At 59.0% G+C, this 15,031-nt stretch carries 11 protein-coding genes and 1 pseudogene; all 12 read right to left on the reverse strand.

Going from position 1 to position 15,031, the window contains the following annotated elements; all coding sequences use genetic code 11:
• Positions 1–15: 15 nt before the first annotated feature.
• Positions 16–882, reverse strand: a complete 867-nt coding sequence (gene icmH / locus GIW28_RS12555) for a type IVB secretion system protein IcmH/DotU (protein ID WP_099547826.1) — start codon at positions 880–882, stop codon at positions 16–18.
• Positions 883–887: 5 nt separating this feature from the next.
• A complete protein-coding gene (gene tssK, locus GIW28_RS12560) occupies positions 888–2,216 on the reverse strand; it encodes a type VI secretion system baseplate subunit TssK (RefSeq protein ID WP_099547825.1) in 1,329 nt (442 codons plus the stop codon).
• Position 2,217: 1 nt separating this feature from the next.
• Positions 2,218–2,700 carry a type VI secretion system lipoprotein TssJ gene (gene tssJ, locus GIW28_RS12565; RefSeq protein WP_017136823.1) on the reverse strand — a complete coding sequence of 161 codons (483 nt, stop codon included), beginning with the start codon at positions 2,698–2,700 and terminating at the stop codon, positions 2,218–2,220.
• Positions 2,697–3,890, reverse strand: coding sequence for a type VI secretion system-associated FHA domain protein TagH (gene tagH / locus GIW28_RS12570; RefSeq protein ID WP_236459081.1), 1,194 nt, complete (start codon positions 3,888–3,890; stop codon positions 2,697–2,699). The genes tssJ and tagH overlap by 4 nt, the downstream gene beginning before the upstream one ends.
• Before the next feature lie 218 nt (positions 3,891–4,108).
• Positions 4,109–5,638: a sigma-54 interaction domain-containing protein gene (locus tag GIW28_RS12580; protein WP_176991897.1), complete on the reverse strand. Its 1,530-nt coding sequence runs from the start codon at positions 5,636–5,638 to the stop codon at positions 4,109–4,111.
• Positions 5,635–8,084 (reverse strand): annotated as a pseudogene (locus GIW28_RS12585) (AAA family ATPase). Before GIW28_RS12585 ends, GIW28_RS12580 begins: the two are co-directional and overlap by 4 nt.
• A gap of 6 nt (positions 8,085–8,090) precedes the next feature.
• Positions 8,091–9,083, reverse strand: coding sequence for a type VI secretion system baseplate subunit TssG (gene tssG / locus GIW28_RS12590; RefSeq protein ID WP_169987781.1), 993 nt, complete (start codon positions 9,081–9,083; stop codon positions 8,091–8,093).
• On the reverse strand, positions 9,047–10,834 hold the full coding sequence (gene tssF, locus GIW28_RS12595) for a type VI secretion system baseplate subunit TssF (protein WP_099547822.1): 1,788 nt from the start codon (positions 10,832–10,834) through the stop codon (positions 9,047–9,049). Before tssF ends, tssG begins: the two co-directional genes overlap by 37 nt.
• Positions 10,824–11,243: a type VI secretion system baseplate subunit TssE gene (gene tssE, locus GIW28_RS12600; RefSeq protein WP_268938826.1), complete on the reverse strand. Its 420-nt coding sequence runs from the start codon at positions 11,241–11,243 to the stop codon at positions 10,824–10,826. The genes tssF and tssE overlap by 11 nt, the downstream gene beginning before the upstream one ends.
• Entirely contained in the window at positions 11,240–12,715 is a 1,476-nt protein-coding gene (gene tssC, locus GIW28_RS12605) for a type VI secretion system contractile sheath large subunit (RefSeq protein ID WP_176991900.1), read from the reverse strand. The genes tssE and tssC overlap by 4 nt, the downstream gene beginning before the upstream one ends.
• 26 nt (positions 12,716–12,741) lie before the next feature.
• The gene (gene tssB, locus GIW28_RS12610; RefSeq protein ID WP_017136831.1) at positions 12,742–13,239 is read right to left on the reverse strand and encodes a type VI secretion system contractile sheath small subunit; all 498 of its coding nucleotides are present in this window, start codon (positions 13,237–13,239) and stop codon (positions 12,742–12,744) included.
• 34 nt (positions 13,240–13,273) lie between these two features.
• A complete protein-coding gene (gene tssA / locus GIW28_RS12615) occupies positions 13,274–14,857 on the reverse strand; it encodes a type VI secretion system protein TssA (protein ID WP_017136832.1) in 1,584 nt (527 codons plus the stop codon).
• Positions 14,858–15,031: the final 174 nt, after the last annotated feature.

Below are 15,031 nucleotides of genomic sequence, written 5' to 3' on the forward strand. Positions count from 1 at the left end.
TCAATGTTCCCAGCGTTACAAGGGCGTCGGAGTCAGTTCCGGCGCCGAAGATTGAAAGGATTGCAATGCATGGGCTCGCTCCTGCTCCAGTACCCAGGCAGTTGCCGAATACATCGCCAGCAAAGCGATCAAGCCCAACGCCACACACCAGGTTGCGGAGAGTGTGCGCAGCCGTTTGCGGCGTGCCGGCTCCGGTCGGGGAACAGAGGCGGACACAGACACCGGGTCGCCACGCACGTGTCTTATCTGGCGATACAAGGCGTCACGGACGCCCTCAAGCTCGGTCACGCCGCGCTCCATGACCCTGTATTTGCCTTCAAAACCCATCGACAGGCACAGGTACATCAGTTCCAGCATGGCCAAGTGCTTTACGGGGTCGCGAGACAGTCGCTCCAACAGCTGGAAAAACTTTTCGCCGCCAAAGGTTTCGTTGTGAAAACGGCTCAGCAGACTGATCTTCGACCAGTCGCTGCGACTTCCCCACGCCGTGGTGACTACCGCTTCATCAACGACGCTGCACAGCACATAGCGAGCAGCAATCACCTGAGCGCTTTCCATGCCTTCATGCTGGGCGCGGACCTCGAAGCGTGTGAGGCTTGCGGCCAGGCGCTCATTGAGCGTCTGCAGGTTTTCCCGACCGCTGCTGAGTTTAAGTTCAAGCACCTCGCACATCAGTTCCCAGGCCGCTGTCACCAGCGGGTTAAGGCCCACGTTGAAACGTTGAGCGCCCTGCACAGCGGCGGCGTAGACCATGCGGTCTTCCAACTGTTCAAAACGCGGTGGCGAGGGAAAGTCCGTCACCGGGCGCTGTACCGGGCCGTGGCCGTTACGATCCAGCAACACGGTTTTTTCATCCAGCGGGTAATCACTGTCCATGTTCATGCTGTTCAATTCCTGATAGCCCAGAAGGTCAGTTCCAACTCGCTGAACTCGCCGCCGACATGGAACGCAAAACCACCCGATTGCTCCAACTGCGCGATATCCCGGGCACTGAGTTCGAGCATGAAATAGGTTTTACCGGAATGAAAAGGGATCTGGCGGGGCGCCACCGGCAGTGGTTTGACCTTGATGCCCGCCAGGTGCAGGTTGACCAGTTCGCGGATGCGCTCTACGGGACCGATTTTCAGATGGGCCGGCAAACGATGGCGCAGTTCTTCCGAGTCGCATTGAGCCGCGACTGCCAGGATGAATGTCGCGGTGCCCAGCAGCTTGAGATCGGCCACTGGGCAGACCATTACCCCATACTGGCGCTGTTGCAGTACCAGCTCCAGGGCATGCTGCTCAAAGACCATCGACAGCACTGTGCGCAACCCCGCCATCAACCCACGAAAACTCGTGCCCTGGTCGCCGTGGAGGTAGCGCACCTGCTGGGTGGCACGTTTGCTGTCGCTGGCAAACGTCGCCAGTTCGCCCAGTATCGACAGCATCTCGCGGAACAACGCCTCTGAACGCACTTGCGCCTGCACCAGATAATGGCGCAACACCGGCTCGGTCCGATTGATCAGTTGCAGCATCAAAAAGTCCGCAATCTGCGCACCCGCCGTGGCGCCATTGCCGCCCATCCGCTCAGCAATCGCATCCCCCCGGCTGGCGAGCAGGCTGATCACTTCTTTGAGGCAGGACGAAACAAACCCCGAGCCCTGCACATAAATAAACGTCGGGGCAAAATCAGGCTCCATACGCAGCCCCTCTTCAGCAGAGCATTCCAGCACCTGGGCAATCTTCAGCTTCACGTAGACCTCATCCCCCGGCTGCTCACCCAGCAACAGGCGCAAATCCGGCCGTGCGCAACTGATCTGGCAACGAGCGTCCCGGCCCGCATTGGAGTCCGCCACTTCAATGTCACAGGCGATGTAGCGCGCCAACACCTCCGGTGCCTCCTGCGTGCGGGTTTCAACCTGATTGCCGGTCGTCATCGGTAACGCCAGGTACACCGATTGCCTACCCGCGTTGGCCGGCACCTCCAGCACCAGTGGCGCCATGGCGGTGGTCAACTCGAAAAGACTGCCGTCCGGCAAAACGCCACTGGCTTGATTGACCACCAGCTTGCCCAGGTTCAGGTATTGCAGGTCGATGTCCAGGCTCAGGAAACCCCAGGCATCACTGCCCAGCAAGCGAGTTCGATTAAGCTGCTGATGGTAATAACGGTCGTTATGTTGCAGGTGCTGGGGGCGCAGCAACATCCCTTCCTGCCAGATGACTTTATGAGCCTGCATATCAGTTCTCCTCCAGGCTGGCGAGCGGGTCGCCAGCACGGATACCCGCCTGGTCAAGCACCAGGTGTGCTCTTGTGACTTGCTGTGGCGCCAGCGCCAGCACCCATCGCCATTGCACATGGGGTAAATCGCGGTACGCCGCAATGATGCCCACGTAACGGCTTTGCGGTTCGCTCCTGAGTTTGAGGGCCACCTGCTCGCCGGGGCGCAGCTCCAGCTCCTCGCTGCTCACCCAGTCTTTGGGCAGCGCCTGCTCGGCATGCCCATACAGGGTAAAAAAATCTGCGTTTTCGAATGCCACTGGATGCTTGAGTTCAAACAGCTGCACCACCACCGGCGAGGGGCGCCCATGCAGGTCGGGGTTCACTTCGTCACTGGCGGCCAGCGTCAAGTCGAGCTTGGTCAATGTGGAAAACGGTGACAGGTTGCTGCAACCACCCAGCAGCACCAATACAACCAAAAGAGGCAGGGCGACACGGGTCATGGGCATCCTCCCGAAGGTGTGGCAAACAACGCCGAGGCCAGGCGTACCTGCTCCTCATAGGCCTTGGAAAAGTTGCCGCGCAACAGGTCCGTATTCGATGCATTTTCTTCGACCACTCGTTGATAGTGGCGCTGGTAGGCCCGCCAATGCGCCCTGTCGGCAAAGAACCTCGGCACCTTGTCATCGCGCTCAAAACTGGCCAGCAAGTGACCGGGGGCAAACGTCGCCAACGAGGTGCGCAGCGCCGTGCGGCATGCAACGAGCAGCGCGATCTGATGCACTTGCATTTGCCGGTACACCTGCGTAATGGCCGCTTCGGCGCAGGGTTGCGCCAACTCGCCCGTGCCCAGCAACGACGCCAACGCAGAGTCAATGCACAGGCTGTCTTTCAACGCGTTCGGACGTTTGATCAAGGTGCTCGCGTCCAGGTCCAATTCGTTGTGCAGTTCGTCGTGAGTGCGCAGGTTCTGTTGCAACCCATCAATCGCGTGCCTGAGTAAACCCGCAACCTTAATCGCCAACGCCTCGCGGCCAGCGCAATCGAGCGCATGCGCACTGACGCCCAACGCTTTGGCGAACTGCGCCCAGAACACTTCGTAAGCCTCGGGCGCCTGCGAGTCAGGCAAGACAGGTTCGACCCTCTCTACCAAAACGTCTGCCTGTGCAGGTAAGGTCAGGTAGTCGCGCTCAACACCGTCACCAGACATCCAGGCACTCGGTGCCTCTTGCACGTCGTTCAAGGCGTCCAGTTCGCACGGCGTTGCGCCGTGCATCGACTGGCGATCCCATTCTTGAACGGGGTCCAGGCCCAGGTAAGCATCATCGGGTATCACCCCGCCCGCAGTGGATAATGGCTGGCAATGCGACGCCACGCGCTCAATCAACCGCGCACGGATAGCAAATGGCCCCAACTGGAAAACATCACCCTCCACGATCAACCGCGCCTGCCCCTTTTGCAGCGACTTGCCACTGCTCACCGCACGGATACCGTTACTGCTGATATCCGTCAGGAAATAACGCGCGTCACGGTACGCGATCAACCCGTGGTGACTGGAAAGCAAGCGACTGGGGTCAGGAATACTCCAGTCGCAACCGGCTCCACGACCGACCACGCCGCCCACTCCATCGAACACCTTGCGCGGTGGCGGCTCATCGCCCCCGCCATCACACACTTCAAGCACTAATTGCATGAAAGGCTCCTTTTCATTGGCCACGACGGGTCGCTTGGGAGTCACCCAAAGGACGATAGTCAGCGTCATCAAACACATAATTGGCGCTGCAACCGCTCAGCAAACACAACACAAGCAGTACGGCTCGCCATGGACGATCAGGCATCGGGGTTCTCCCAGGTAGATAAAACAAGCGGGGCATCGCAGAGCCCATGAGCACGCCAGCGTGAATACGCCATTCAGCATTCCCCTCGAGACGCGCCCATGGGGATGTTCAAACGCGCAAGCCGGTACAGCAGCGTGCGACGCGCGACCCCAAGTTCACGCGCGGTGCGCGTTCGATTGCCACGGTTCTTGTGCAGGCAATCGATCAAAAAGACTCGTTCCACCCGCTCCAGGCGCTGACGCAGAGTCGCTTCGGCGGTCGTACCCGCGGGAGCCGACGACAGCGACAGGTGCTCAGGTAAAATCACCCCTTCATCACACAGCAGCACCGCCCGTTCCACCAGGCATTTGAGCTCACGCACATTGCCTGGGAAGGCGTGGCCGGAGAGCTGATCAAGCGCGGCACTGGACCAACTGACCACCGGTTTTTCGAGTGCCGCGCAGACCTTTTCAGCAAAATGCCGGGCAAGCTGCAGCACATCACCGTCACGCTCACGCAAGGCCGGTAATTGGATAGGGAACTGTGCCAATCGGTAATAGAGGTCCTCGCGAAAAGTCCCCTGGCTGACCATTGCCAGCAGGTCGCGATGGGTGGCGGCGATGATTCGCACGTCGACCTTGTGGGCGGTATTGGCGCCCAGAGGGCGCACCTCACCTTCTTGTAGAACTCTCAGCAGCTTTGCCTGCAGGGAGAGTGGCATATCGCCAATCTCATCCAGCAGCAGTGTGCCGCCATCAGCCGCGTCAAATAGCCCAGCATAGTTACGCTCCGCACCGGTAAACGCGCCTTTGCGGTAGCCGAACAGCTCACTCTCCAGCAAGCCCTCAGGGAAGGCTGCGCAGTTTTGCACCACAAACGCTCGCGTGCTGCGCGGGCCGGCGGCGTGAATCGCACGCGCCACCACCTCCTTGCCAGTGCCGGTTTCACCGTGCAACAGCACGGTAAAAGGCGCCTGCACAACCTTGCCGATGAGGTGACAGGTCGCTTCCATCGCGGTGCTGTTGCCGATCAAGCCATAGCCGCCTGTGACGGGCGCACAGCGCTGGGCAACAGCAGTGATGCGCCCAGGATGGGCAAGCCGGCGCAGAGTTAATTGGCCGAGGGCAAAGCTACCCAGTTGGCCCAACGACACGGCGTAGCCCTGAAATTGCGTCGGGCGCAGGCTGGCACAAAGCAGGACGCCGCACACCGCCTTGCTCCGGTTGAACAAGGGCAGGCATGTCAGCGCGTGCCAAGGCAACGTCGCTACGGGGAGAAAACCGCTGTCATAGGCGCTGTTGCACAGTTCATCAATGGTCAGCTCCCGCCCCTGGTTAAGGACGTAGTGCAATAACTGCTGGTGTTGAACCTCCACAGTTGCAGCCCGCTCGCCTGAGGGTTCCCCGTCAGGAAAGTATTGAGCGATCAGCCCCAACTGGCCGGTGGTTTCCTCCCGCGCATACAGTTGGCACAGGTCACACTCGCTCAACTGCGCAGCGGCCGTGACGCAAAGCTGCGCCAACGTCGATTCCTCACGCTCAAATCCCAGGCGGGTGAACCAGCCCAGCAGTTGGTCGGTGCAGGCCTGCGGACCAGGCAACGGCTTGAATGTGCTGTGCGTCATTGGCTGAACTCACACACAGGCACACCGCGGCCATCCAGCGTCGCGTGGGTGGCAGAGAGGAATTCGCCAACGGCCATCGCACTGAGCAGGCGATCAACGATCTGCGGCAGCAGGTGGGACTCGATCCACTGGTCGATATAACGCGCACCACTGTCCTGGTGCATACAGCGTTCGACCATGTGCGTGACCAGTTCGGCGCTGTAGCTGAACACCAGTTCACGCGTGTGCAGCCGTTGGCCAAGGCGCGCAAGCTTGAGCCTTGCAACGTCCTGTAACCGTTCGCCTGCGAGCGGGTAATACGGCACGACACGCATCCGGGCAAGCAGAGCCGGCTTGAAGTGAGCGCGCAATACGGGGCGAATCACTTCCTCCAGCACCTCAGAATCAGGGCGCTGGCCATCGGCGCACAGTGCTGTGATGCAATCGCTGCCCAGGTTGGACGTCATCAGGATCAGCGTGTTACGGAAGTCGATTTCGCGACCTTCACCGTCATTGGCCAAGCCCTTGTCAAAGACCTGGTAGAACAGGTTCAGCACCTCTGGGTCGGCCTTCTCGACTTCATCGAGCAGCACCACTGAATAGGGGCGCTGGCGCACGGCCTCGGTCAGCACCCCGCCCTCGCCGTATCCAATGTAACCGGGAGGCGCTCCGATCAATCGGGACAGGGAGTGTTGCTCCTGGTATTCCGACATATTGAGCGTGATCACAAACCGCTCGCCGCCGTACAGCAAGTCCGCCAGCGCCAGCGCCGTCTCGGTCTTGCCGACCCCGCTTGGGCCGGCCAGCAAAAATACGCCTACTGGGGCCTCAGGATTATTAAGGCCTGCAGCCACCGCTCGCAGGTTGCGATCAAGCGCCTGCACCGCCGGTTCCTGCCCAATAATTCGCTCGCGCAGGGCATCGGCAAAACCCGGGATGCGCTCACTGTGCTCCAACGCCAGTTGCTCGACCGGAACACCGGTCCAGCCGCTGATGACCTGAGCGACCACCCGTGGGCAGACCTCGTGACTGGCTTGCTGCTGTTCACGCTGCATCCAGCCCTGCTCGGCTCGGCTTGCTGGCGCTCAAGCTCGAGGGCGTCCAGACGCCGGACCAGTGTTTGCAACGCTGGCTGGTCAACTGACAAGCCTGCTTGAACATCGCGCTCAAGCGCCACGCGCTGCTGTGTGCCCTCGGCCAATTCAGCGCACAGCTGCTGCAACACCTCAGGCGCCGCCGTCAGGCTAATGCGCACTTGCGCACAGGCTGTATCCAGTACATCGACGGCCTTGTCCGGCAACTGGCGCCCCGCCAGGTAACGAGCGCTCAGTTGCGCTGCCGCCACCACCGCATCGTCGCGTACATAGACGCCATGGCTGGCTTCATACACCGGCACCAACCCGCGCAAAATGGAAACTGCCGCCGCCACACTCGGCTCGCCAACCTTCACCGGCTGGAAGCGCCGTGCCAGCGCAGGGTCTTTTTCGATGTATTTTTTGTACTCGGACCAGGTCGTGGCTGCGATTGTGCGCAATTGACCGCGCGCCAGGGCGGGCTTGAGCAAATTGGCGGCATCGCCTCCACCCACCTGCCCGCCGGCACCCACCAGGGTATGTGCCTCATCAATAAACAGGATCACGGCCTGTGGTGAGGCGTTGACCTCGTCGATCACACCTTTGAGCCGCCGTTCGAACTCGCCCTTGATGCTGGCGCCGGCCTGCAACAAGCCCATATCCAAGGTCAGTATGCGTACTCCCTTGAGTGGCTCGGGCACCTGTGAGGCAACCACTCGCAAAGCGAGCCCTTCGACGATGGCGGTCTTACCCACGCCCGCGTCTCCCACCAGGATCGGGTTGTTCTTGCGCCGACGCACAAGGATATCGATCAATTGACGGATCTCTGCGTCGCGGCAAAGGACCGGGTCGATACGGCCTTCGCGGGCTTGATGCGTCAGGTCGTGGGTAAAGCGCTCCAGCAGCGACTCGCCTGGTCGCAAAGGGCCAGTTCCAGATCCCTGGCTCAACAAAAAATCCAGCACCCGTTGCGCGTCCAAACGACTCAGCAATTGCTGATAACCACTGCCCGCGTGTTGCAGTGGATGGCGCAGAAGTGCCAGCAATAAAGCACCGGCATCGACTTCAACCTGCCCCAGTTCAAGGTGGCCAACCATTAATGCTTGTTGCAACCACTGCACGAGTGCCGGGGCAAACACCGGGCTGCGCGATGCACTGTGTTCACCTTTGAGCTGCAGCATGGCCTGAAGCTCGCCTGGAGCGATCTCGGCATCCGCCAGCGCCCTGGCCAAAGGACCATCATGGTGTTCCAGCAGTGTCAGCAGCAGGTCCTCAACCAACACTTCCTTGCCACCGCGCGTAACACATCGTTCAGCTGCCCGCGCCAAGTCAACGCGCGTTTGCGGGGTCAAGGTCCGGATCAGTTGTTGCAGGTCTACATTCATCATAATCATCAGTCCCTAATCAGAGTGGCTGGCCAGAGTGACCACACCTTCGGCACGCTCGTACCCCAACCAACTGGTCCAACCGAGACGACATACGTTGCGCTCGCCAATATGCAATGGCCGCACTTCACCCTCGGCCAGTACCAGGCGCACGTCATAGTCCAATGGCACCCGCAGCATCAGGCGAACCAGCGAGCACAACGGTTTGCACGCGCTGCCGGCGGGTAGAAACGTGTGAAAGCGCTGCCAGCTCAAGCCCTCGACATGCACCCTGAACTTGCCGCTACGATCGGCAACCCGGTGCCCGAGCAGCAGGTCTTCGCCAAGCACGTTATTGGCCGTACCGAGTTGATTGCGTTGCTGTTGGGCGATGACCACCGTGCGTTCAACCCATTGTTCAATGAACAAACGACTGTGCTTGAAGTAATGGCGCAGCACCGTTTCGATCAACGTTGCCGAATGCGCTCGCAGGCTCAGCAGCCCCAGGTACGGCAACAACCGCTTGCAGTCCAATTGCGCCGCGTCTCGAATCTGGCGGCTGCCCAGCCCGACCAGCGCAAACATCTGCGCGGAAAAAGCATCACTGGCGTCGGTGCGAAAACTCGCTCGATAGCGATACTTACGCCAGATCGGCAACATCAACCTCTGCAGGCGGTGGTGAAATACGTCGAGAAAGCCACGGCTGACGCTGCCACTCGCCTGCTCTTGATAAAACCCAGGCAATGGCGAACCGGCGCCAAACAAGCCGAGCACGTTAAGACGCAGGCGCGCGCGTAACTGTCCGTGCTCGACAAAAAAAACCACCCGGTCAATGTCGTGCCCAGGGAAACCCAAGCTTGGGTTGGCCTGGAACTCGAGCAGGTCATATAACGCGTCGTCATCCAGTGAAGGATGGCTGTCGCGCAGGCGCTCAATCACCTGCAGTACCGCCTGGAATAACGAATACTCGCGAATTGTGCGTGCTAGAGCAGTCAAAGCAGGGCCTGCCGACCCATCCGGGGTGGCCATAGATACACGTCTCCTTGTGTGCTGGTGACCCGCAGTTCGTGATACGAATTGAGGCCGGCGTATAGGGCAAAAAACTCATTGAGTGCTGAGGCGAAGACAAACAGGTCGCCCTGGCCGGCAAAGCCGTTGACGTCAATACTCAAGTCGACCTGCAGGCCGCGTATCGGCAGCCCACGATGTATTCGATCGACGGCTTGATGACGGATGGACTTCAACGCATCCAGTCTTCGCTGGCTGACGTTGTGAGCCTGTCGATCGTGATAGCGCGGCAAGTCGTATGTCTGGAGGATGACTTTCAAGGCACGGGTATCGGTCAACGAGAGGTAGTTGAGCGACATGTTGCTGATCAGTTTCCAGAGGAAGTCCTGGTCCAAAGGCGGAGCAAAGCTTGCCGTTGGCGCACAGATATTGCGAAACGTCAGGAATTCCGGGGTTTGTTCACAGGGCTGATTGATCTCTCCCACCTGCAGCAGCCGTGGCAAGTTGTGGTTGGTGCAGGTCAATTCAATCGAAAGGGTTTCCTGCTCATTGCCTGGACCAGTGCCAAAACTCAACCAGGTATCCAGTTCGGCACTTTGCACCGACGAGCGCTGACGAATGCTGTAGCTGGGCGTGCGCGCCGAAGTGGCATTGCCACTGCCATGCTCGAAGGATTCGAACGGCACATACGCCTGGTAGCCCAGCCCACCCGGGCGCCATCCGGTCACCTGGTCCACGGAAAAGACCGCGGCATTGCCCCGCGCTATGCCACCCGGCAGCAGCAGGTACTCATCCTGCTTGCCATCGAGGCGAATGGGCACTGCATCGTGCTTGAACAGGTTGGCAATCGGCGTGCAATACAGCTTTACGTTGTCCAGAGTGGGGCGATGCGCCGCATGCGCGGGGTGGTTTAACTTGAAACGCAGCTCTATACATCTCGCCTGCTTGCGCAATTCATTTGGCAACGCCTCTAACGCATCCAGCCCCAGTACATCGACAAACAGATACTTGTCCGTAAACGCAAAATATTCCTGCAGATGGCGATAACCGCAAAAGGTGTTGGCGGGATAGGGAATCAGTGCATGCTCCTCATCGAACCCCACCGGTTTTACCTGGCTTGCAGCAAGCCGCAGCGACAACGGCTGGCCATCGCGATCCTTGATCACAACCCCTTCGTGGTCAAAGAGCCGCAATTCGATGCCCTCCAGATGACGCAACAAGCTCAGGTACAAGCCTTGGCTCACCTGTCGATCACCCGCCAGGTGCAAACGCAATTGATCGAACGCCAACTGGCTCAAATTGCCCTCGACGCTCATCTCCATGTGCAGGTTGAGGAGCGTTTGTGCTCCCTGGGACACGTACTCCAGGCGACTCAGTTGCAACGCCAGCACCTGGGTGGCGTAGCAGGTACGAAAGCGGCAGCGCTCACCATTGACCAGCACGCTTTCAACCGGCGTGTCCCGTTCTACGCTCACCGTGGTGCACGCATGTTTCAACGGGTCAAATTGCAAGATACTGAACGCCGGCAGTGGCCGCATATAGTTGGGCCACAGCAGATGCATCAATGAGTGAGTCAGCTCTGGAAGCTCGTCGGCAAGCTTCTGGCGCAAGCGCCCGGTCAGAAAGGCGAAGCCTTCCAATAGACGCTCTACATCCGGGTCCTGGCCTGAGTCGGCGAGAAAAGGTGCCAAGGCTGGGTTGCGTTCAGCAAAACGCCGCCCAAGTTGGCGCAAGGCACTGAGCTCACTTTGGTAAAAGTGGTTAAAGGACATCAGGCAGTACCTCAACCCGACCACCACCGGCCAACTGTGCGTTAAAAACCACTGGTTGCATAACGCCGTCGATGAGCAGTGTTGCCTCAATCACAAACGCCAGGACCAAGGGGTTGCCGGTATCGGGTAAGCCCCTGACACGCACATTCGAAAGACGTGGTTCGTAAACCTGGATGAAACGCTCAATCGACAGGCGCGACTGACTCAATGACTCATGCAGGCTCAAGCGCATGTCATTGAGGTCGGGCAGCCCATAGTCCGGCAGCGTCAAGACACTGCCTGCACGTGTGCCGAGCATGTTCTCCAAGTGCGCGGCAATCGACGCTACACTTCCGGCCCTGGCAGGTGCCAGGCCTTCGAGACGCTCAAAAAGGCTGCGATAGTCGGGTATCCCCTGCCCCTTTCTCATTCTTTGTCGAGTTTGCCGACGAGGGACAGGGTGAAGTCCGCGCCCATGTACTTGAAGTGCGGTCGCACACTGAGGTTAACGCGGTACCAGCCAGGTTCGCCCTCAACATCACTGACCACGATGCGGGCAGCCCGCAATGGGCGCCGCCCACGCACTTCGGCGCTGGGGTTTTCCTGGTCGGCAACGTATTGGCGGATCCATTTGTTGAGCTCCAGTTCCAGGTCGGTACGCTCCTTCCATGAACCCAACTGCTCACGCTGCAACACCTTGAGATAATGGGCCAGCCGGTTGACCACCATCATGTAGGGCAGCTGTGTCCCCAGGCGGTAGTTCAATTCCGCTTCCTTGCCCTCGGCACTGTTACCGAAATACTTGGGTTTCTGTACCGAGCTGGCTGAAAAGAACGCCGCGTTATCACTGCCTTTGCGCATGGTCAGGGCAATAAAACCTTCCTGTGCGAGTTCGTACTCGCGACGGTCAGAGACCAGCACTTCGGTCGGGATCTTGGTTTCAATTTCACCCATGCTCTGGAAATGATGCAGGGGCAGGTCTTCCACTGTCCCACCGCTTTGCGGGCCGATAATGTTCGGGCACCAGCGAAACCGGGCAAAACTGTCCGTCAGCCGGGTGGCAAAGGCAAACGCGGTATTGCCCCACAAATAGTGTTCGTGACTGTTGACCACGTTTTCCTGGTAGGCAAATGTCTTGACCGGGCACTCAAGGGGATCGTAAGGGGTACGCAACAGGAACCGCGGCACGGTCAGGCCAATGTAACGAGCGTCTTCGCTCTGACGAAAGCTTTGCCATTTGGCAAATTGCGGCCCCTCGAAATGATCCTTGAGGTCCTTCATGTCAGGCAGACCGGTAAAGCTTTCCAAACCGAAAAAGCTCGGCCCTGCGGCGGCAATAAACGGTGCATGGGCCATGCAGGCAACACTGGAAACGTATTGCATCAGCTTCACATCCGGCGCGCTGGGCCCAAGGAAGTAGTTGGCAATGATCGCGCCCACGGGCTGGCCGCCGAACTGACCATACTCGGCACTGTAGATATGCTTGTAGAGCCCGGACTGGGTGGTTTCCGGGGAGTCTTCGAAATCGTCCAGCAGGTCCTGTCGTGAGACGTTCAGCAGTTCGATCTTGATGTTCTCGCGAAAATTGGTGCGATCGACGAGCAGTTGCAACCCTCTCCACGAAGCTTCCAGTGCCTGGAAATCCGGGTGATGAAGAATTTCATCCATTTGCTCGCTGAGCTTCATGTCGATCTCGGCGATCATTCGATCGACCAGACGCTTCTTGACCGGCTCGCCGCTGTTGTGCGGTTTGACAAGCTCTTCGATAAACGCCGAGACACCGCGTTTGGCAATGCTGTAGGCCTCGTCATCGGCGCTCAGCAGTGTTTGGGCAATGATGGTATCGAGAATGCTGTGCTCGTCAGCCACTCGGGTGGGTAGCGGATGCTGTTGGGTGGTCATGGCGTCAGTGTCCTTTACTGAAAATGTCAGGCGGTGGGGTCACTCAACCCCAATTCGGTCAATACACGTGCGCGGGAGTCGTCATCCGCCAGCGCCTGTTCGATCGCCTTGCGAAAGCTCGGCGTGTTACCCAATGGCCCCTTGAGGGCCATCAGTGCTTCACGCAGCGCCATGAGTTTTTGCAGCTCCGGGATCTGCTCGACCAGGTTCGCCGGGGTAAAATCCTTCATCGAGTTGACCCGCACCTGGATCGACAGTGCTTCGATATCGGGCAGTTCCTGCAGGCGATTAGGCACACTTAGCGTCAACGCCAGTGCCTGTTTGGCCAGCACGTCATCAAAGGTGTTCTTGTCGATACCGATAGGCTTGCGGTCTTCGAGCTTGCGTGGGTCTTCGCGCTGGGCGAAGTCACCCAGCACCAGCAACTTCAGAGGTAGCTCAACCTCTTCCTGGGCGCCCCCGACGGCGGGCTTGAAGGTGATATTGATGCGTTCCTTGGGTGCTACCGAACCTTCTTTGGCCACGGTAAATCTCCTTTTTTCGAGGGGGTTCAAAAGCCTATTCAAGTACCGCTTCAACATCGAAGTGGCAGAGCCTTCGGTGGGTAGTTTCCTTACGCTCGCGTATGGCCTGGCTTTGCGGCAAAAGCTCGCAACAGCGATACAAAAGCTGCGCAACCTGCAGTGCCAGTTCCGGCTCCCAGCGATCCAGACCGGCGCGCTGAAGCTCGTGGTCCAAGTCTTCCAGCTGCACCTTCGCCAGCGCTTGCTTGCCTGCCGATACGCACAACCGCGCCAGTGCCAGACGCCAATGAAAACGCGCGCGCTCGCTGCGTGCGGTGTGCATGCCCTGCTTGAGTTCGCGTATTGCCTCCTTGAGCCCGTCCTTACGCAACCTGGGCATGACCTCTTGCAAGGCCGCTTCCCAGGGTTCGGCGTTGGCATCCACAACCACGCCGGACGGCGCAGGCGGCTGCAAGTGTCGAGCGACCTGAAGCGTGATCCAGTCCCGGGTGGCGGTATCGGCAAACGGCGCACCGTCGTGAAATTTGAATTCGGGCAGGTCTGGCAAACGTTTCAATAACAGCGCGAAGCTGACTTCCAGTTCGGTCTTAGCCAGATCGGCCTGCAAGGCGTCAAGGCATTCCCAGACCATGCGCAAGCCGTCAAACCAGAACAACGCACCCGCCAGGCTGGCCTCAAGTTCAAGCAACAGGTCGCCGTAATGCCCTTGGGCAAAACGCTCCCGGTAGCGCTTGAGCTTGTCAGGCGTCGGGCCACGAAGCACCGTGAGCCGGTCACTGTCAGCGTCCGGGTAGGTGTTGAGTGCCAGCCAGGTCAGTGTCCGGTTAAGCCGCAAGGCGCGCAGGTCGGTCGCATCCTGGCGCAGCCACCAGTTGCACAAGTGCCGGCCATGTTCCTGTAAGGCGCGCAGTGATTTGTGGGCTTCTTTTTCACTGGCTATCGTCTGGTTACCCGTTTTGTCGTGACCCGTTGCCGACTCGGGGATCAGCAGCCGCGTCGTCGCCTGCTTGACCTGAGCAGTCACACGCGCCGAACCGGCTTCTGACAGCTCCACTTCTACGGCCTGCTCCAAGCGCTGCGTCAATTGCCTGCGCAGCGGCAATAACGTCGGTGCCTCATCACTCAAATGCGCAGACCAAAGCTCATCGAGGTGCGTCAGGTGCTCAAGCATGCGGCGAAACAATGGCTGCTGGTCCTTGAGCGAAAAGCTTTGTGCAAATACCTGCTCCAGGCGTAGCGCCAACCAGCCCAGTGCTGCGCCACGGGTACGTAATTTTGCCGGATAGACAACCGCCCAATGGTGCTCGCATAAATGACGTATCAACCCGAGGCCCGCCACCAGCCCCGGCAAGGATTCACGCTGGTACAACGCCCAAGTCAACCAGGCCGCCACCCGCAGATCCTTGGTGTGCTGACGCAGCAGGCACTCGCTGATGTGCATGACCTCCTGCCAGTCCGGCTGGGTGCTGACATGTATCGATTGCACTTTGCCAAGCTCGGACTCCAAGGCCTCATATTCACTTGAAAAGCGCATATCGCTGCCTGCAAAGTTACCCTGCGAACAGGGCACCAAGGCAAGTTCAAGATAATAGCCACACAAAGCGCCTGAATAATCCATTTTGGGCCGCACACCATTTAAAACAATTAAATTCTGCACACCTGAAGCACACTCAGGCGCAAAAAACACGATTATAAAAACCTCGCCACTCTCTCCACGAAGTTCGCAAACACTAGCTGGACAAATAACATCCGGCAAGTGTCAAATCGGCACTTAAGGATTTTCCTACAAGCC

It is taken from the genome of Pseudomonas sp. PA-5-4B, assembly GCF_021606215.1.
Classification (GTDB): domain Bacteria; phylum Pseudomonadota; class Gammaproteobacteria; order Pseudomonadales; family Pseudomonadaceae; genus Aquipseudomonas; species Aquipseudomonas edaphica.

Bases quoted from the DNA above. Each gene is read 5' to 3' on its own strand.
- icmH (WP_099547826.1), bottom strand. From the start codon at position 882: ATGAACATGGACAGTGATTACCCGCTGGATGAAAAAACCGTGTTGCTG.
- tssK (WP_099547825.1), bottom strand. From the start codon at position 2,216: ATGCAGGCTCATAAAGTCATCTGGCAGGAAGGGATGTTGCTGCGCCCC.
- tssJ (WP_017136823.1), bottom strand. From the start codon at position 2,700: ATGACCCGTGTCGCCCTGCCTCTTTTGGTTGTATTGGTGCTGCTGGGT.
- tagH (WP_236459081.1), bottom strand. From the start codon at position 3,890: ATGCAATTAGTGCTTGAAGTGTGTGATGGCGGGGGCGATGAGCCGCCA.
- GIW28_RS12580 (WP_176991897.1), bottom strand. From the start codon at position 5,638: ATGACGCACAGCACATTCAAGCCGTTGCCTGGTCCGCAGGCCTGCACC.
- tssG (WP_169987781.1), bottom strand. From the start codon at position 9,083: ATGGCCACCCCGGATGGGTCGGCAGGCCCTGCTTTGACTGCTCTAGCA.
- tssF (WP_099547822.1), bottom strand. From the start codon at position 10,834: ATGTCCTTTAACCACTTTTACCAAAGTGAGCTCAGTGCCTTGCGCCAA.
- tssE (WP_268938826.1), bottom strand. From the start codon at position 11,243: ATGAGAAAGGGGCAGGGGATACCCGACTATCGCAGCCTTTTTGAGCGT.
- tssC (WP_176991900.1), bottom strand. From the start codon at position 12,715: ATGACCACCCAACAGCATCCGCTACCCACCCGAGTGGCTGACGAGCAC.
- tssA (WP_017136832.1), bottom strand. From the start codon at position 14,857: ATGGATTATTCAGGCGCTTTGTGTGGCTATTATCTTGAACTTGCCTTG.